General features: G+C 76.3%; 2 protein-coding genes (1 of these 2 running past the window's edge). Both read right to left on the bottom strand.

Annotated elements, in window-relative coordinates; genetic code table 11:
- Positions 1 to 15: 15 nt before the first annotated feature.
- Complete coding sequence (locus tag NQU55_RS08580) at positions 16 to 19440, bottom strand: SDR family NAD(P)-dependent oxidoreductase (RefSeq protein ID WP_256790183.1); 19425 nt, start codon at positions 19438 to 19440, stop codon at positions 16 to 18.
- Positions 19440 to 19991: the 3' portion of a non-ribosomal peptide synthetase gene (locus tag NQU55_RS08575; RefSeq protein WP_256790182.1), read on the bottom strand. Its footprint extends 4140 nt past the window's final position; the window shows 552 of its 4692 coding nt (coding positions 4141–4692); its start codon lies off the right edge, out of view; it ends in the stop codon at positions 19440 to 19442. Before NQU55_RS08575 ends, NQU55_RS08580 begins: the two co-directional genes overlap by 1 nt.

The following is a 19991-nucleotide window of genomic DNA, read 5'->3' as shown; positions in this document are numbered from 1 at the left end:
TCCTTCCGGCATGCTTCAGAACTCGAGCTCGAAGAACGGCGCGGGCGGTTCCGCCGCCGCGGCGGGGCGGACGGTTTCCACGGGCGCTTGTGCGGGCGCGTCGGCGAGCGCATCGACGGGCGCGTCGGCGGGCGCGTCGGCGGGCGTGCGGGCGGGTGCTTCCGCGGGGACGTCGAACCAGAACCGGCGCCGCCGGTAGCGGGGCGGGTCCAGCGGCGAGCGCGTCGCCACGTGCTCGTCCGGCGCCTGACGCACCACCATGTGCGCGTTGGTGCCGCCGAACCCGAAGGAGCTGACGGCCGCGCGGCGCGTCCCGTCACGACCGGTGAACGCGCGCGCTTCCCGTACGGGGAACAGCGGCGACTCGTCGAACCGGAAGCGGCGGTTGAGGGTCTCGCAGTGCAGCGTCGGTGCCAGCTGCGCGTGGTGGACCGACAGCACGACCTTCATCAGCCCGGCCATGCCCGCGGCGCTGAGGGTGTGCCCGATGTTGGTCTTCACGCTGCCGACGCCGCAGAACCCGGTCTCGTCGGTGGAGCCGCGGAACGCCTCGGTGAGCGCCTTCAGCTCCATCGGGTCACCGATCATGGTGCCGGTGCCGTGCGCCTCCACGTAGCCGATCTGTGCCGGGACGATCCCGGCGTCGGCCCAGGCCGCCTCGATGACGTCCCGCTGCGCCCGCGGGTTGGGGGTGGTGATGCCCATGGTGCGGCCGTCGTTGTTCACGGCGCTGCCCTCGATGACCGCGTAGATCCGGTCGCCGTCGCGCACCGCGTCGGCCAGGCGCTTGAGCAGCATCGTGCCGGCGCCCTCGCCCAGGACGATGCCGTCGGCCCGCTCGTCGAACGTACGGCAGCGGCCGGTCGGCGAGAGCGCACCCGCACCGCTCATGCCGACGAACGGCACCTCGTCGAGGAGGATGTCGACGCCGCTCGCGAACGCGAGGTCGGACTCCCCCGTCCGCAGGCTGCGCGCGGCCATGTGCACCGCGACGAGCGCGCTGGAGCAGGCCGAGTCGACGACGACGGCCGGGCCGCGCAGGTCGAGGTAGTGCGACAGCTGTGCGGCGATGAAGTTCTGCGCCATCCCGCTGATCGAGTGCGGCCCGGCGGCGCCGTGGTGGGCACCGAAGTTCGCGCTGCGGGCGCCCGCGAAGACGCCGACGCGCCGGCCCGCGACCTCCGCGGGCGTGAGCCCGGCGTCGGCCAGGCACTCCGCACCGGTCTCCAGGACCTGCCGCACCAGGGGGTCGACGTGCGGTCCCGCGGCCGGGTCGAGGCGGAAGTACTCGGGGTCGAAGTCCTCGATGCCGTCGAGGAAGCCGCCCCACTTGCTGACGGTGGTGCCGGGCTCCGGCTCCGGCCGCCACAGGCGGTCCGCGTCCCAGCGGGAGGCGGGCACCTCGGTCACGGAGTCCGTCCCGGACACGAGGTTCCGCCAGAACGCCCGGTGGTCGGGCGCGCCGGGGAAGTGCGCGGCGATGCCGACGACGGCGATGGCGCCGTCCTCGTCACGAGCAAGGTTCGGCGAGGCCGAAGAAGCCGCGGGGGCCACGGCGGCCGTCGCGACGACCGGCTCCGCGCCCGGTTCCGGGGCCGGCTCCGGGGCCGGCTCCGCGAACGCGGTGTCCGGGACCTCGTCCTGCAGGGCCGCCGCGAGGAGCGTCACGGTCGGGTTCTCCAGAACGGCCGACGGCTCCGCGACGACGCCGAGTTCGCGCTCCAGGGCGGCGAGGATCTGGGCGACCATGATCGAGTCCACGCCGAGGTCGGCGAAGTCCTCGTCCGGCCCGATCTTCGCCGCGTCCATGCGGAGGGTCGAGGCGAGCACCTCGGTCACCTTCCGGACCAGACCGGTCCCGGCCGGGGCGGCGGCCGCAGCGGCCGCGGGGGCGGCTGCGGCAGGGTCAGGGGCAGGGGCACCGGCCTTGCGGCCGGGCGCCGGCACCGCGAGGAGCGCGGCGGCGTCGAAGCGCGCGGCGTCCACGACGCACGGCAGGACGACCGGGTCGTTCCCGCTCATGGCGCGGTCCAGGAGGGCGAGTCCCGTCTGCGGGTCGAGGGTCCGCAGGGCCAGGTCCCGGTAGGCCGGGGTGTCGACCTCGGGCATGCCGGCCGACTGCCAGCTGGGCCACTGCAGCGACCTGACGACGGGTCCTCCGGTGGCGGCCCGGTACTCGGCGACGCGGTCGAGCGCGGAGTTGGCCAGCGCGTAGTCGCTCATGCCCACGGCCAGCGCGGGCACCTGCCCGGCGATGGACGAGTACAGCACGACGAAGCGCAGCGGGTCCTTCTCGCACACGTCCAGGACGGCCTGGAGCCCGGTCGTCTTCGGTTCGAGCACCTGCTGGACGTCCTCGATCCGCTTGCCGACGAAGGCGGGGTCGCGCATCACGCCGAGCCCGGCGCAGTGCACGATGCCGGCGATCGGGCCCAGCTGCTGCCGGACCCGGCCGAGCACCTCGGCGATCCGGTCCGGCGCGGCGGCCTCGATCGTCACCTGCACGCCGGGGCGTTCGAGCGCCACGAGGTCGCGCAGGCGCGCCGCGAGGGACGCGTCGGTGCCGGGGTCGGCGAGGAGCGCGGGCCACTCGTCGCGGGCGGGCATGGGCGAGCGGCCGAGCAGGACGAGCCGGTCGGCTCCCCGCTCGACGAGCCGCGCGGCGACCAGCCGGCCGAGCGCGCCCGTGCCGCCGGTGATGACGACGGTCCGGCCTGCCAGGTCCGCCGACCAGTCGGCGGACGCCGGGGCCGGGGCGGCCGGGCGCAGCACCGGACGGTGCCGCTCGCCCGCCCGGACGCAGGCCTCGGTCACCGGGTCGGTCGCCGCGAGCTCGGCGGCGACCGCCGACCGCACGGCGGCGGGCGAGAGGGTGTCGAGGTCGAGGGTGCGGGCGAAGAGGCCGCGGTACTCGGCCGTGAGCATCCTGACCAGGCCCGCGAACGCGGCGCCGCGCAGCGTCGGCTGCTCGGTGCGGAACGTCGTGAGGCCATGGGTCAGGTGCAGGTAGGCGAGGCCGCGGGTGCGGTGCGCGCCGACGAGGTCGCGCAGCAGCGCGATCCGGAAGGGGTCGGCGGTCGCGGTGGCGACCGGCACGGCCGAGGCGTCGGCCATGTCGATCACGGCGTCCACCCGGCCGGCCGACTCCACGATCCGCGCGCGGGCGGCGTCGTCGCCGTCGCCGGCTTCGTCGAGCCGGACCACGACGGCACCGGGCCCGAAGGCCGCGGCGGCGACGGGATCGGTCCCTGGGCCGACGAGGACCATGAGCCTGCCCGGCAGTCCGGCCTGCGGCAGCGGCGCGGCCTCCCAGTCCTTGACCAGCAGCAGGGAGGAGTCCGGGGACTCCGCCCGCCGGTCCTGCCGTGCGTCCGCGGGGGCGGCGGCCGGGAGCCAGTGCCGCTCGCGGGCGAACGGGTAGGTGGGCATGGAGGTCAGCGGCGGCCGGCCGGTGCGCAGTGCGCTCCAGTCGATGTCGGCGCCTTCCTGCCAGAGCTGCGCGAGACGGCCGAGCCGTCCCTCGCGGACCAGGCGCTCCAGGTAGCTCGCGCCCTCCGGCTCGGACAGCCACCCGTGGTCGCCGCCGGAGCCGCCGTGGGCACGGCCGTCGTCGAGGAAGGCGGCCAGCTGCGCACGCAGGTCGCCCGTCGAGCGGGCGACGACCGCGAGGCGCACGGCCATGGGGATGCGTCCGCTCTGGGAGGTGCGGGCGAGGGAGGCCAGCGGCGGGACGTCCGCGCCGTCGAGGAACTCCACCGTCGCCGCCGCGTACCGGCGCAGGGCGTCCTCGTCGCGGGCGGAGAGCAGGAACACCTCCTCCGCCTCGCGGTCCGTGGCGACGGGGGCCGGCGTGGCGGGCGCCTCCTCCAGGACGACGTGGGCGTTGACCCCGCCGAAGCCGAAGGAGCTGACCCCGGCGCGCAGCGGCAGGGGTGTGCCGTCGGCGTCCGCGGGCTCCCACGGGGTGGTCTCCAGCACGGGCCGGAACGGCGTGCCGGTGAGGTCGATCAGCGGGTTGAGCTGCTGCAGGTGCAGCGTCGGCGGGAGCGTCCGGTGGCGCATGGCCAGCACGACCTTGATGACGCCGGCGATGCCCGCGGCGGGTTCCAGGTGGCCGATGTTGCTCTTGACGGTGCCGATGCCGCACGGGGTGGCCGGTCCGGCCGCCAGGGTGCGGTGGGCGCGGGTCAGGCCGTCGATCTCGACCGGGTCGCCGAGCGCGGTGCCGGTGCCGTGGAGTTCGACGTAGGACAGCGTCTCGGCCGGCACCCCGGCGTCCCGGTAGGCGTCGACCAGCAGATCGGCCTGCGCCAGGGGGTTGGGGGCGGTCAGCGAGGAGGCGTGCCCGCCGTGGTTGACCGCGCTGCCGCGGATCACCGCGTGCACCCGGTCGCCGTCGGCGAGGGCGCGCGCGAGCGGCTTGAGGACGACCACGCCGACGCCCTCGCCCTTGACGTAGCCGTCGGCCCGCTCGTCCAGCGCCTTGCAGCGGCCGTCGGGGGCGAGCACGCCGAGCTGGTTGCCGGCGACGACGGTCTGCGGCGTCAGCACCAGGCTCACGCCGCCGGCGATCGCCATCTCGCTCTCCCCGCCGCGCAGGGCGCGCACGGCGCGGTGCAGCGCCACCAGGGAGCTGGAGCAGGCGGTGTCGACGCTCTCGCTGGCGCCCTTGAGGTCCAGCAGGTACGAGATGCGGTTGGCCAGCATGGTGCGCGCCAGCCCGGTGCCGGCGTGGGGGTTCACCTGCTCGCCCTGCAGGACCATCGTCTCGTAGTCGTTGAACTGCACACCCGCGAAGACGCTGACCCGGCGGCCGGCGAGCCGGTCGGGCCGGCAGCCGGCGTCCTCCAGCGCCGCCCACGTCTGTTCGAGGAACAGCCGGTGCTGCGGGTCCATGACCTCGGCCTCGGCGGGCGAGAGCTTGAAGAACCGCGGGTCGAAGCGGTCGACGTCGCTCAGGAAGCCGCCCCAGCGGGCGGTGCCGCCGAAGCGCCGGGAGATCTCCTGCCAGTCCCACCGGTCGGCGGGCGTCTCGGTGATCAGGTCACGCCCCTCGGCGAGGTTCCGCCAGAAGGCCTCCAGGCCGGGAGAGCCGGGGAAGCGACCGGACATGCCGATGATGGCGACGGCGTCGCCGTCGGCGGGCGTGACGGCGGGTGCGGCAGGTGCGGCAGGTGCGGCGGAGGCGACGGCAGGTGCGGCGACCGCCGGTTCCGCGGCCGGGGGCACGGCTGCCGGGTGCGCGTCGCGCTCCAGCAGGCCGGGGTGCTCCGACAACAGGTGACGGGCCAGCTTCTCGATCGTGTTGGCGCCGAACAGCGTCGTCGTGGGCACCGAGACGCCGTAGCGCTCCTCCAGCGCCACGGACAGGGACTGGAGCCCGAAGGAGTCCAGACCGTACTCGCCGAAACCGGCCTCGGGGTCGAGGTCCCGCGGTGCCAGGCCGACGAGTCCGGCGACCATCGTCCGCAGCAGGCCGGTCAGGTCGGCCGGTGCCGACGCCGGCACCACGCCGGTCTGCGAGGCAACGGGCTGCGGGGTTACGGGCTGCGGCGCGCGGACCGCGGGCTCGCTCTCCCGGATCCGCATCGCCTCGACGCGCTCGCGCATCCGCCCGGGCTCGCCGGGCAGGACGGCGACCTGGGGCCGGTCCAGCCGCAGCACGAGGTCGAGGAGCCGCTCGCCCTCGTCGGCCTCCAGGTAGCGGAAGCCGGTGTCGGCGAGGTAGCGGGCCTCGTCCTCGGCGTCCACGTGCATGCCACCGGCGCGCCACATGGGCCAGTCGACCGAGACCGTGCGGCCGTTGCGGCGGCCGGCCCGGCGCAGCGCCTCGCGCTCCTCGGCGAATCCGTCGAGGAAGCGGGCGCCGACCGAGTAGTCGACGAGGCCGTAGTCACCGAGCAGTCCGGCCAGGGACGAGTACAGGACGAACGCGTCGAGCGGTTCGTCGCGGGTCACCTCGTCGAGCACGCGCGTGCCCTCGAAGCGCGCCCGCAGGTGGGTGCGGAACTCCGCGACGTCCTTGTCCGGCAGAGGGGTGCGCGAGGCGGTCGCGGCGAGGTGGAAGACGCCGTGCAGGGCGCCCCACTCGTCCTTGACGGCCGCCACGACGCGGGCCATGGCGGCGGGGTCGTCCACGGACGCCTGGAAGTACCGGACGTCACCGAGCTCGCGCAGGGCGGCCAGCTCCCCGGCGCGGTCCTCGGCGGAGGACCGGCCGGTGAGGGCCACGCGCGCGCCGCGCGCCAGCAGCGTGCGGGCGAGCAGCAGGCCGAGCCCGCCGGCCCCGCCGGTCACCAGGTGGACGCCGCCCGGGCGCAGCGGCGAGTCCGTGACGGGGCGCGCGGGGGTCTCCGCGAGCACGCGCACGGCGCGGCCCGCGGCCGAGAGGCGGATGGCGGCCCCGGAGAGCCGTGCGGCCGTCACCTCGGCGATCAGGGCGGCCGGTTCGATGCGGCCGGCGACGTGCACGACGCCGAAGGCCGTACCGGGAAGGGCGGCGCGCAGCGACGCGTCGAACCCGCCCCACGCCTCCGCCACGGCGCCCTCGGGCACCAGGACCTGGATCCGCGCCGCGGCGCGGGACGGCGCGGCCGTCATGGCCCGTACGAGCAGGAACACCGACTCGAAGCCGAGGTCCTGGCGCTCCGGCGTCAGCAGCGGCCACTGGTGCACGATGCGGTCGGCCGGCGTGGCGAGCAGCCGGACGTAGTCCTCGGGCTCGCCGGGGCGGATCGTGATCGTGGAGCCGTCGTCCGCGTAGGCGGAACCGGCCCGCACGTGGACGGCGCCGGGCACCGGCAGGTCGCCGAAGACCAGCACCCGCCCCGCGTGCGGCGCGGCGGCCGGCACGGGCTCGGCCACCCACTCGGCGGTGAAGAGGCTGACGGGCGCCGCGGTGGCCGCAGCGGCGGGCTGGGACGCGTCCCCGGAGCCGGCGGGCGCGGCAGAGGCGCCGTCGGTGAACCAGTGGCGCTCGGCGGCGAAGGGGTACGGCGGCAGGGAGCGCAGCTTCGGCGTCCCCGTCGTGCGGGCGGACCAGTCTACGGTCGCGCCGCGCGCCCAGGCCGCGGCGGTCTCCTCGTCGCCGTGGCCGTCGAACGGCGCGCGGTCGGCGTGCCGGTCGACGTGGCCGGTGTGGATGCCGGAGAGGTCTCCGGCGAGGAACCGGCGCAGCGTGGCCACCGCGTGGTCGCCGGAGTCCGCGACGAACGCCAGGCGTTCGGCGTGTTCCGTGCGGCCGGCCTGGAGCGTGTGCGCGGTGCCGGCGAGGTCGTGCGCCCAGGTGTCCCGGGCGTCGACGAACGCCTGCGCGAAGGCACGCAGTCGCTCGGGGGTGCGGGCGGAGAGAGCGACGACGGCCGGGCCGCCTGCCGGGGCGGGCCCGTCGGCCGGGTACTCCTCCAGCACGACGTGGGCGTTGACGCCGCCGTAGCCGAACGAGCTCACTCCGGCGCGGCGCGGCACGCCGGGCGCGGCGGGCGCCCAGGCGCGGCCGCCGACCGCGACCTCGAACGGCGTGCCGTCCAGGGCCAGGTGGGGGTTGAGCTCCGGGCCGTGCGGGTCGCCGGTGATCCGCCCGTGCCGCATGGACAGCAGGACGCGCAGCACGGCGGCGATGCCCGCCGCCGGCTCCAGGTGGCCGATGGTGTTCTTCAGCGCGCCCAGGGCGCAGTGCGGAGCGGCCGGCGCCCGGTGGCCCCAGTCGCGGTAGAGCTCGGTGAACGCCTGGCGCAGGCCGTTGGTCTCGGCGGGGTCGCCGATGACCGTGCCGGTGCCGTGCGTCTCGATGTAGCCGATCGTGGCGGGGTCGACGCCCGCCTCGCGGTGGGCCCGCACGATGACCTCGGCCTGGGCCCGCGGGTTGGGGGCCGTCAGCGAGTTGGAGCGGCCGCCGTGGTTGACGGCGGTGCCGCGCAGCACGGCGAGGACCGGGTTGCCGTCGGCCAGGGCGCGGCTGAGCCGCTTGAGGACCACGGCGCCGACGCCCTCGCCGCGCACGTACCCCGCGGCGTCCTTGTCGAAGGCCCGGCCCACGCCGTCCGGGCTGAGCATCCCGGCCCGTTCGAGGGAGGCGAAGGTGACGGGCGACAGCATGAGGCTGACGCCGCCCGCGACGACCGTGTCGCAGTGGCCGAGCCGCAGCGCCTCGGCGGCGCGGTGCAGCGCCACGAGCGAGCTGGAGCAGGCCGTGTCGACCGGTTCGCTGGGGCCGCGCAGGTCCAGGTGGTAGGAGATGCGGTTGGCCAGCATCGACGGGGTCAGCCCGGTCGAGGAGTACGCGTCGGTGGCCGTGCCGGAGCGCTGCACCAGCTCGGCGTACTCGGAGGAGCCGACGCCGACGAAGAGTCCGGTGTCGGTTCCGGCGAGGCGGGCCGGGTCGATGCCCGCGTCCTCCAGCGCCGCCCACACCGTGCGCAGCAGCATCCGCTGCCGCGGGTCCATCCAGCGGGCCTCGCGCGGCGAGATCCCGAAGAACAGCGGGTCGAAGCGGTCGATGTCCGGCATGAAGCCGGCCCGGGTGACGCGGGTGCGGTCGGGGTGCCGCGCCGGGTCGCCGTAGTGCGCACGGCTGTCCCAGCGGTCGGCGGGCACCTCGCTGAAGAGGTCGCCGCCGCGCTGCAGGGCGGCCCAGAACGCGTCCAGGTCCTGCGCGCCGGGCAGGGTTCCGGCCATGCCGACGATCACGACCGGGTCGTCGGCGGCCGGGGCGGGCCCGGCGGGAGCCGGGGCGGCCGGAGCGGGCCCGGCCGGCGGCGCCGCGGCGGCCGCGGCGGCGGGGTGTTCGGCTTCCAGCCACGCGGCGAGCGAGGCCGGGGAGGGCGTGGCGAGCAGCTGGTCGGGGCCGACGGACACGCCGAAGGCGTTCGAGACCTCGTCGGCGAGGCGGATCAGGCTCAGCGAGTCCAGGCCGTGCTCGTGGAAGGAGCCCGCCGGGTCGAGGTCGCCGACCGGGTAGCCGCTGACCGTGCCCAGCAGCCGCAGCACCGCATCGAGCGTCAGGCCGTCCCGCGCAGGGGCCGGCAGGGCGGCCCGGGCCGCCTCGCCCGCCGGGAGCGCCGCCGGGGTGACGGCGTCGATCCAGCAACGGGTGCGGGCGAACGGGTAGCCGGGCAGGGACAGCGGGCGCACCGGACCGTCGTAGGCGGCGGCCCAGTCCAGGACCTCGCCGCCGGCCCAGCGGCGCGCGACGCCGTCCGGGTCGGCCGGGGAGGGCACGCCGGCCGCGCCGGGCTCCGCCGTGACGACATTGGTGTGCCCGGTGGGCCGGCCGGCGAGGAAGGCGTCGAGGGCGTCGGTGAGTTCGCGGGCCGAGTTCGCGACGACGGCGAACCGGTGGGCCATGGCCTCCCGGCCGGTCTGCAGGGTGTAGGCGAGGCGGAGGAGGTCCGCGTCACCGGTGCCGCCCGCACGGCGGGCCAGTTCGCGCAGGGTCGTGCCGCTGTGCACGGTTCCCGGCCGCACGGCGTCGCCGAGGCCGATCAGCCGCACGATCGTGGCCGGGTCGAGCCCCAGCTCGTCGAGCGGTTCGTCCACCGCCGTGACGGGCACGCCCGCAGCGGCGGCGATGTCCTCGGGGGCGACGCCGGGGGCCGACGTGCGCAGCCAGGAGAGCGTCCGCTCGACCACGCCGCGCAGTCCCTCCGCGTCGCGTGCGGAAAACGGGAAGACGGCCGGGCCGGTGGTGGCGCCGCTGCGGGCGTCCTCGCGGTACTCCTCCACCACGAGGTGGGCGTTGGAGCCGCCTGCGCCGAAGGCGCTGATGCCGGCGCGCAGCGGTCCGGCGCCCCGCCAGGGGGCGAGGTCGCGCTGGACGCGGAACGGCACGGAGTTCCAGTCGACGGCCGGGTTGAGGGTCTCCGCGTGCAGCGACGGCGCCAGTTCGCGGGCCTTCATCTGCAGCAGCACCTTGGTGAGGGCGGCGACGCCCGCGGCCGACTCCAGGTGGCCGACGGACGACTTCACCGAGCCGAGCGCGACCGAGCCGGCCGGCAGGTCGCCGAACGCCCGGGACAGCCCCGCCACTTCGGCCGGGTCGCCCAGCGCGGTGCCCGTGCCGTGCGCCTCGACGTACGACACGCTCGCCGGCTCGGCGCCGGCCCGCTGCAGGGCCTCGGCGATGACCTCGCCCTGGGCGGACGGGCTCGGCACGGCGAAACCGCCCGTCTTGCCGCCGTGGTTGACGGCGCTGCCGAGGATCACGCCGAGGATCCGGTCGCCGTCGCGCTCGGCGGCGGCCAGCGGCTTGAGCAGGACGGCGCCGACGCCCTCGCCGGGCACCATGCCGTCGCCGTCGGCCGCGAAGCTGCGGCAACGGCCGCTCTCGCCGGTGAAGCCGCCGGCCGCGAGCTGGCGGTACTTGCGCGGGTGCGGGGCGAGGTTGACGCCGCCGGCGAGCGCGTAGTCCGCGTGCCCGGCCGCCAGGGCCTCGCAGGCGAGGTGGATGGCCGTCAGCGACGACGAGCACATGGTGTCGATCGCCAGGCTCGGCCCGTGGAAGTCGAAGAAGTACGAGACCCGGTTGGCGATGGAGGCGTACCCCATGCCGCCCGCGAGGCCCCGCTCGTCCTCGAACAGCTGGTAGTGCCCGTACATGACGCCCACGTACACGCCGACGCGGCTGCCGCGCAGGCGCGCCCGGGTGTAACCGGCGTCCTCCAGGGCGTGCCAGGAGGTCTGCAGGAAGAGGCGTTCCTGCGGGTCGGTGAGCTCGGCCTCGCGCAGGGACATCTGGAAGAAGCGGGGGTCGAACTCGTCGATGCCGTCGAGGAAGCCGCCCCAGCGGCCGGGCTCGTGCCCGTCCACGTCGGCCATGGCCCGGTGGTCCCACCGGTCGGCCGGCACCTCGCGCACGCAGTCACGGCCGGCGCGCAGGTTCGCCCAGAACGCGTCCGGGTCGTCGGCCAGGGGGTAGCGGCCCGCGATGCCGACGACGGCGATGCGCTGGTCGGCCGCGGGGCGGGACTCCTCCGGAGCCCGCTCGGCGGCGCGCACGGCCGGGGCCGCCACGGGCGCGGGCGCCTCGGGCAGCAGGGCGCGCACGCGGTCGGCGTGCCGGTCGGCCAGGTGGTCGGCGATCTCGCGGATCGTCGGGTACTCGAACAGCAGGGTCGCCGGAAGCTCCCCCATGCGCTCGGACAGCACGTCCACGATCTGGGGCACGGTCAGCGAGTCGACGCCGAAGTTCTCGTACGTCTCGTCGAGCCAGAGCCGGTCGCGCGGCACCTGGAGGATCCGCTCGAAGGCGTCCTTCACGTACTCCTGGGCGGCCGCGGCCAGCGCCTCGGCGTCCCCGCCGGAGGGCGCCGACGGCTCGGTGGAACGAGCGGGCTCGCCGCCGCGCACCGGCTCCTGGGCGCGCACCGGCGCCGCGGCCGCCGTGGTGGCGGCCGGGGGCACGGCAGCCGCGGGCGCGGCCTCCGCCGCCGTGTGCGCGACCACCACGTGCTGGGTCAGTCCCTCGTCGGCGGGCAGGGCGCGGCTGCGGGCGAACCCTGCGAGCGCCAGGGCCTTGCGCCAGCCGGGCGCGGAGAGCAGCGGCGAGCCGGGCAGGCGCAGTTCGGCGTCCCGGTGCAGCCACCAGCCGTCGAGCAGGCCGAAGGTGAGGGTGGCCGTCAGGACATTGCTGCTGGCCTCGTTGAGCACGAGCCGTCCGCCGGGCTTGAGCAGCCACGCCACCGCGCGCAGGGTGCCGAGCAGGTCGGCGGTCGCGTGCAGGACGTTGGCGGCCACGACCAGGTCGGCACTGCCGGGCTCGAAGCCCTGCGCCGCCGGGTCGCCCGAGACGTCGAGCTGCTGGAAGCGGACGAAGGGGTACTCGTCGGCGAACCGCTTGCGTCCGTGCTGCAGGAAGGCGCGGGAGATGTCGGTGTAGACGTACGTGACGTCCGCGCCGGAGGCGGCGAGGGCGGGCAGCACGCTCGCGGTGGTGCCTCCGGTGCCCGCGCCGATCTCGACCACGGTCAGCGGGCCGTCGTGACCGGTCAGGTGGTCCAGGACGCCGCCGACGACGAGCTCGTTGGCGCGGTCGACCACCGGGCTGCCCCGGTAGGCGCCTTCCACGAGGGCGGTCGAACCGCCGGGGAACATCACGTCGGTGGCGCGGACGGTGCCGCGCATGACGCCGAACAGGCTCTGCATGCACGGGCGCAGCAGCCGGTCGAAGCGGTTGAGGGCCGGCTTCTGCTCGCACAGCACGACGAGGTCGCCCTCGGGGTCCTCGGCGACCGGGCGCCCGGCGGGGGTGAACTGCCCGTCGCGCTCGTTCAGGTAGCCCGACAGGGTCAGCTGCCGCAGGAGCTCGGCGAAGAGCCTGCCGTGCGCGGGGACGACGCGCAGGCGCTCGGCGAGGGCCGCGGAGGTCCACTGCTCGGTCGCGGTCAGGAACACGCCTTCCTGCCGGAAGAGCGTCCACAGCCAGCCGCACATGACCTCGGTCAGGCGGGCGTCGTCGGCCTCGGTGAGCAGACGGGCGACGGGCGGGAGCGCCGCCAGCGACGGCACCAGCGAGGTGTCGTCGGCCGGTGCCCCGCCGTCCGCCGGGCCGTCCGTGCGCTGCTGCGCGCCGACGGCGGCGAGGGCGGAGGCGTCGGCCTTGACCACGACGACCTGACGGTCCTGGCGTCCCAGTACGGCGTGCACGGCCGTCATCCCCTCCTCCGGGGTGATCGAGTGGATTCCGGCGGCCGCGAGCCGGCTGCGGTTGCGCTCGTCGGCGACGATGCCGACGGTCCCCCAGTAGCCCCAGTTGATCACGGCGACCCGGGCGCCCAGCACGTCGTCGAGGTGGTGGGCGAAGGCGTCCTCGAAGGTCGACCCGGCCGCGTAGTTGCTCTGGCCGGCGCTGCCGGCGAGGGCCACCGCGGACGAGAAGAACAGGACGAAGTCGAGACCGGCCGAGCCGCCGAGCGCGGCGTGCAGGGCCACCGAGGTACGGGTCTTGGCCTCCAGGACCGAGCGGAAGGTCTCCTCGGCCATGGTGGCGACGGTCTGGTCCCGCAGGACGATGGTGGCGTGGAAGACGCCGTGCAGCGCGCCGTGGGTGGTGCGCGTCCACGCGACGGCGTCGCGCAGCGCCGCGGGGTCGGTGGCGTCGGCGCGCCGGTAGGAGACCAGCGTTCCGCTCGGGTCGATGGCGCGCAGGCGCTCGCGGCGCGCGGCGTCCAGTTCGCTGCGGCCGAGCAGGACGACCTTGGCGCGGTAGGTGCGCACGAGCCACGCGGTCAGCTCCAGGCCGATGCCGCCGGCGCCGCCGAGGATCAGGTAGGTGCCGTCGAGGCGGATGCGCCCCGCGGGCCGCGCGGGCGTGGCCGGGACGAGCCGGCGGTGGTGGAGCACGCCGCGGCGCAGCGCGTACGGGCCGCCCGCGGGGACGTCGAGCACGTCCGCGGAGGGCTGGTCGGCGGACGAACGGTCGACGACGGCCACCCGCCAGCGGGGGTGTTCCTGGGCCAGCGAGAGGGCGAGGCCGTGCAGGGCCGCCGCGAACGGGTTGCGGACGGGCTCGCCGGCCGTGCTGATCGCGTCCTCGGTGACGACGGTGAGCCGGACCGAGGAGCCGAGCCGCTGCAGGACCTTGGCGAGGCGGAACAGGGCGAGCACGCCCTGCTCCTGCGCCGCGTCGAGGGCGTTCATGTCGTCGGTGCGGGCGCCGGCGCGCGGGGCGAGCAGCACGACGTGATCAGGGCGGCCGGTGGCGCTCGCGATCCGGTCCAGGCCCACCTCGACGACGGTGCCGCCCGGACGCTCCGTCAGAGCGGCTGCGAGGGCGGCGGACTCCGGGCCGCGCACGAGCCAGGTGGTGCCGCCGGCCGGGGCCGCGGCCCGCTCGGGCAGGGCGGTCCAGCTCGGGACGAACATCAGGTCGTCGGCCGGCGCGCCGACGGCCGCGGGCGCGGCCGGGGCGGGGGCCGGGGCCGGGGCGGGGGCCGGGGCCGGGGCGGGGGCTGCCGCCACGGCCTGCTGCGGGGTTGTGCCGGGAGCGGGCCGCAGGGACAGGTCACGCAGGCGTGCGACGACGTCCCCGCAGGAGTCGGTGAAGGTGAGGTCGTAGCGGTCGGTGCCGGCCGTCGTCACGTGTGCGTACGCCAGGTCGGTCACCGGGGCGAACACCTCGGCGGCGGTGAGGGCGTAGGGCACCATGGCGGGCCCGGCGCTGCGGTCCCGCAGCACCGCGAACGCGTGCAGGGCGCCGTCGATCACCGAGGGGTGCAGGGCGCAGCCGGCGAAGGGGGCGGCCTCGGCGGGGATCCGCAGCCGCACCAGCGCCTCGCCGTCACCCGCGGCGATCCACTCGACGGCCCTGAGGGCGGGTCCGTAGAACAGCCCGGCCGCGGTGAGGTCCGCGTAGAGGGCTGTGCCCTCGTGGCGGCGGTTCAGGCGGGCCTGGAGGGCCTCCAGCGGGATGGTCTCCGCGGCCGGTGCGGCCAGGGTGTCGATCCGGCCCTGGGCGAGCAGCTCGCCGGCGTCGTCGCGCAGGTCGAACGTCAGCCCGGTGTCGCCGCGGCGCAGTCGCGTCCTGGCCGAGCGCTCGGTGCCGTCCACCACGAAGGGCCGCAGCCAGCGCACGCCGGCGAGGCGGAGCCGCTGCCCCGCGCCCGCAGCCTCGGCGGCCGCGCGGGCCATCTCCAGGACGGCCGCGGCGGGCAGCAGACGGGTCTCGCCGACGCGGTGCCCGTCGATGTAGGGGTGCTCCGGCCCGAAGGCCGTCCGGTAGGTGAGGCCGTCGAGGCTGCCGGCCGGGTCGACCCCGTCCAGCAGCGGGTGGGCCGGGCCGGCCGCGGTGCGCGCGGGCGGCGACCAGATGGTGTCGGTGAGCCAGCAGCGCAGTTCCTCGAAGGGGTAGCCGGGCAGCGGCACGCGCCGGCCGTCGTTGCGCGGCCAGTCGACGCTCGCGCCGGCGGCCCAGGCCGCGGCGATGTCGGCCGGGGCGTCGCTCGCCGGCGCCGCGGCGCGGGCGGCGGCCCGGCCGCGGGCGCTGCCGGTCCAGACGCCCTCGGTGCCGGCGCCGCGCAGCCCGGCCACCAGCTCGGTGACGGTGGAGGCCACGACGACCATGCGGTCGGCCCACTCCTCCCGGCCCTGCTGGAGGGTGAACGCCACGTCGGCGAGGCGGGTCCGCGGCTCGTTCTCCAGGGCGTCCGCCAGCTGGGCGGCCAGGACGGGCAGGCGCTCGGGCGCCCGGGCGGACAGCGGGAAGATCCAGGGGCCCGTCTCGTCGCCGGACGGCGGCTGCTGCCCGGTGGGGTGCACCGCGCGGTCCTCCAGGTGTTCCTCGATGACGAGGTGGGCGTTGGCCCCGCCGGCGCCGAAGGAGCTCAGGCCGGCCCGGCGGGGGGCGTTGCCCGACCGCGGCCAGGGGGCGAGCTCGCGCTGCACGCGCAGCGGGGTCGAGTCGAAGTCGATGTTCGGGTTGAGCGGGTCGGCGTGCAGGGACGGCACGAGCTCGCCGTGCTGCATCTGCAGCAGCACCTTGCACAGGCCCGCCATGCCGGAGGCCGATTCCAGGTGACCGACGTTGGACTTGACCGAGCCGATGGGCAGGCTGCGCGGCGCCAGGCCGGAGGCGCCCAGGGCGCGGGCCAGGCCGCGGATCTCCACCGGGTCGCCGAGGGCGGTGCCGGTGCCGTGGGCCTCCAGGTAGCCGAGCGACGCCGGGTCGGCGCCCGCCTCGCGCAGCGCCTGCTCGACCAGCTCGCCCTGGGCGACGGGGTTCGGCACGGTGAAGCCGTTGGTGCGGCCGCCGTGGTTGACGCTGGAGCCGAGGATGACGCCGTGGATGTGGTCGCCGTCCCGCAGGGCGTCGGCCAGCGGCCGCAGCAGCACCGCGCCGACGCCCTCGCCGGGGACGTAGCCGTCGCCGTCCGCGCCGAAGCTGCGGCACAGCCCGTCGCTGGAGGTGAAGCCGCCCTGGCCCAGGAAGCGGTACTTGTACGGGTGGACGTGCAGGTTGACGCCGCCCGCGAGGGCCATGTCGGTGTCGCCGGAGCGCAGGTCGCGCACGGCCAGGTGGATCGCGGTCAGCGAGGACGAGCACATGGTGTCCACGCCCAGGCTGGGGCCGGTCAGGCCGAGGGTGTAGGAGACGCGGTTGGCGATGGAGGCGTGGGACGAGGCGCCGATCCGGCCGTCCTCGGCCTCGTGCAGCTGGTAGAGCCCGTACATCGCGCCCACGTACACGCCGACGCGGCGCGGGCGCAGGTCCGCGCGGGTGCGTCCGGCGTTCTCCATGGCGTGCCAGGCCGTCTGCAGGAACAGCCGCTCCTGCGGGTCGATGATCTCCGCCTCGCGGGGCGACACGCCGAAGAAGAGCGGGTCGAACTTGTCGATGCCGTGCAGGAAGCTGCCCCACCGGCTGTACGGGGCGGCCTGGTCCGCGGGGGTCGCCCGGTCGTAGTCGCGCCAGTTCCAGCGGTCGGCGGGGATCTCGGTGACCAGGTCGCGGCCGGCCCGCAGGTTGGCCCAGAACTCCGCCAGGGTGTCCGAGCCGGCGAACCGCGCGGCGACGCCGACGATGGCGATGGGCACGGGGCCGGATGGGGCCGGGGCGGCGGGGGGAGCCGGGGCCGGAGCGGGAGCGGCGGCGGCGGACACGGATGCGGATGCGGTCACGGGCTCGGTGACGGCCGCCGGTGCGAGCGGGGCGGACGGTGCCGCGAGTTCCGTGATCCGGGCGCCGTGGTGCTCGGTGAACCAGGCAGCGAGCTCGCGCAGGTTCCGGTACTCGAAGAACAGCGTCTTCGGCAGTGAGCCGAAGTCGTCCTCCAGGCGCCGGGTCAAGTCCATGATCAGGAGAGAGTCGATGCCGAACTGCTCGAAGGCGATGCCGGGTTCGATCTCCTCCGGAGCGAACTCGAAGACGGTGGCGAGCACTCCGCGCAGGAAGTCCTCGGCCATGGCCGCGACCGGCCGGTCCGCGCCCGCCGGCGCGGAGGGAGCGGTCCCGGCGGTCCGGGCCGCCGACTCGGTCCGAGCCGCCGGCGCGGACGGCTTCGGCGCCGGCGCGTCGAGCACCTGGCGCAGGCGCGCGAGGTTGCCGTGCGCGACCAGGACGTGGTCGCCGTCGTGGCCGAGCGCCCGGTCGAAGGCGTCCAGCGCCGCGTCCGTCGGCATGGCCACCAGGCCCACCTGACGGGCCATCCGGGCGGCGGTGGCCTCGTCGGCCTCGACGCGGATGCCGCCGTCGGCCCACAGCGACCAGAGCACGGACAGGCTGCGGCCGGGCCGGTCGCTCGCGCGCCGCCACTCGGCGAAGGCGTCGAGGAAGCGGTTGGCGTAGGCGTAGTCGGTCTGGCCGGGGCTGCCGGCGGCGCCGGACATGGAGGAGAAGGCGACGAAGAAGTCGAGCGGATCGCCGGCCGTGGCCCGGTCGAGTTCCAGGGTGCCGCGCACCTTGGGCCCGAGGACGGCCGCGGTCTCCTCGTCGGTCTTGCGGATCAGCAGCGCGTCGCGGGTCGTCCCGGCGAGGTGCAGCACGCCGTGGAGCGGCCCGAACGCGGCGTGGACGCGTTCGACGAGGTCGGCCGCGGCGCCGGGAGCGCCGAGGTCCGCCGGGAGGTAGTGCACGTCGAGGCCGGTGGCGCGCAGGTCCGCGAGGTCGGCGTGGGCCGAACGCCCTGTCAGGACGTAGCGGGCGTCGCCGCCCAGGTGGGTGACCAGGTGACGGCCCAGGGCTCCGGCGCCGCCGGTGACGAGCACGGTGCCGCGCGGGGCGAGCGGCGCCGGGGCCGGCTCGACGCTCTCCCACCGGAGCACCTGCCGGCGGCCGTCGCCGGTGTACCGGACCCGGAACTCGTGGGCGCCGCGCGCCTCGGCGGCGAAGGCGGTCGCCGGGTCGGCGTCACCGGTGTCGACCACGGCGACGCGGAAGTCGGGGTGCTCGTTGGCGAGGGCGCGCCCGAAGCCGTCCAGGGCGTACACCCGCGCGTCCTCGGCCTCACCGGCCGGGCGGAACAGGTGCAGCACCCGCACCGGCCTCGGAGCCGGCTGCGCCGACCAGGCGCGGAACAGCTTCAGCAGGCCGGGCAGCGGATCGCCGTCCACGGCGCGGACGACCAGGAGTTCCTCGTCGCACGGGAAGAGTGCGTCCTCCGTGGTCCGCTCGGTGCCGGGGAGGGCCGCGTCACCGAGCAGCACCGTGCGGGCGGGGTGGGAGTCGGCGGCCGGCGCCGGCGCGTCCTGCCAGCGCTGGACGAGGAGGTTCGCGGCGACGGTGGCGTCGAGCCCGGCGGCACCGTCCACGGCGCGGGTGACGACGGCGCGCAGGCGCACGCACACGTGGCCCTGCTCGTCGGCGAGGGACACGTCGTGGCCGGCCGGGGTCGCGACGGCGTGCACGTAACCCTGCTCGGGCAGCGGGCCGAAGATGTCGACGGCGCCCAGGGAGAAGGGCAGTTGCCGGGCGCGCGGGGCCGCCGGGTCCTCGTCGGTCCACAGGCAGGCCTGGAGCATCGCGTCCAGCAGGGACGGGTGCAGGGTGAAGTCGGCGAACGGGGCGTCCGCGGCCTCCGGCACCGCGACGTGCGCCAGGGCCTCGCCCGGCGTGGACCGCACCGACCGCAGGCCCTGCAGGCTCGGACCGTAGCCGCCGCCGAGCGCGCCGAAGACCGCGTAGCACTCGTCGGCCGTCGACGTGCGGGGCAGCCGGGCCCGCAGGGCCTCCAGGTCGAGGAGCGGCGCCTCCTGCCCGGCGTCGAAGCGGAGGGTGCCGGTGGAGCACAGTGCGCCGTCGGCGCTCCCGTCCACCCGCCGGACCTCGTAGGACACGCCGTCGGCGGCCTGCCGGAGGTCCAGGCGCACGCGCACGGGCTCGTCCTCGACGAGCACGGGGCGGGCCCACAGGACGTTGACGATGCCGGTCGCGCGGCCGTGCCCGAGGCGGGCCGCGGCGGCCACCGCGAACTCCAGGGCGGCGACGGCGGGCAGGATCCGGACGCGGCCCAGGGCGTGGTCGCGCAGGTAGAACTCGTTGCCCGTCAGCAGCCGTTCGGCCGGGCCGTCGGCCAGCGCGGCGGGCGGGCTGATCCAGTAGCGGCGGGAGGGCCGGGGCGGGAGGGGAAGGGAGAGCCGGGCGGGGCGGCCGCCGGGCAGCTCCGGCCAGAGGACGTCCTGTCCCGCGACCCACAGACGGGCGGCCTCGGCCGGGTCGTCCGTGCGGGCCGGGCCGCCGGCGGGCGCGGACGCGTCCGCCGTGCCGGTCACGACGCCGTCGCCGTCGCGCAGGCGCGCGGCCAGCTCCGCGACGTCCGTCACGACCACGGCGAGCCGCTCCCGGAGCGCCTCGCGGCCGGTCTGCAGCGTGTGCGCGATGCTGTCGAGGGAAGCCGCCGGGTGGGCGTCCAGCCAGTCCGACAGTTCCGCCCGGTACCGGTCGAGCTCTTCCCGGCCCTCGGCCGACAGCACGACCAGTCGGGCGGTCCTGTCCTCGGTGTTGCGGCTCATCAGCGCTTTCCCGCCTCTTCCACTACCACGTGCACGTTGCTGCCTCCCATGCCGAACGAGCTGATGCCGGCCCGGGCCGGCTCGCCGTCGGGTGTGTCCCATGCCTGTCGTCCGGACTGGATCCGGAACGGGCTGCCCGAGAGGTCGATCTCAGGGTTGGTCGCGCGCAGGTCCACCAGGCCGGGGAGCGTGCGGTGACGCATCGCCAGCAGGACCTTCACGATGCCGGCGACCCCGGCTGCGGCCTCCAGGTGGCCGATGTTCGTCTTGACCGACCCGACACCGGTCCGCCCGGGCGGGACCGGGATGCCCCAGTCCCCGTACAGCCGGCCGAACGCCTCCTTGAGGGCGTCGATCTCGATCGGGTCGCCGAGCGGCGTCCCGGTGCCGTGGGCCTCGATGTAGCCGATCGTGTCGGGCGCCACCGCGGCGGCCCGGTGCGCGGCGAGCACGACCTCGCGCTGGGCCTGCGGGTTGGGCACGGTGAGCGAGTGGGTGTGCCCGCCGTGGTTCTCCGCGGAACCGATCAGCACGCCGTGCACCGGATCGCC

Source organism: Streptomyces telluris (genome assembly GCF_024519335.1).
Classification (GTDB): domain Bacteria; phylum Actinomycetota; class Actinomycetes; order Streptomycetales; family Streptomycetaceae; genus Streptomyces; species Streptomyces telluris.
The sequence above is the reverse complement of the archived record's forward strand: the minus strand, read 5'-3'. Positions and strand labels throughout refer to the sequence as shown.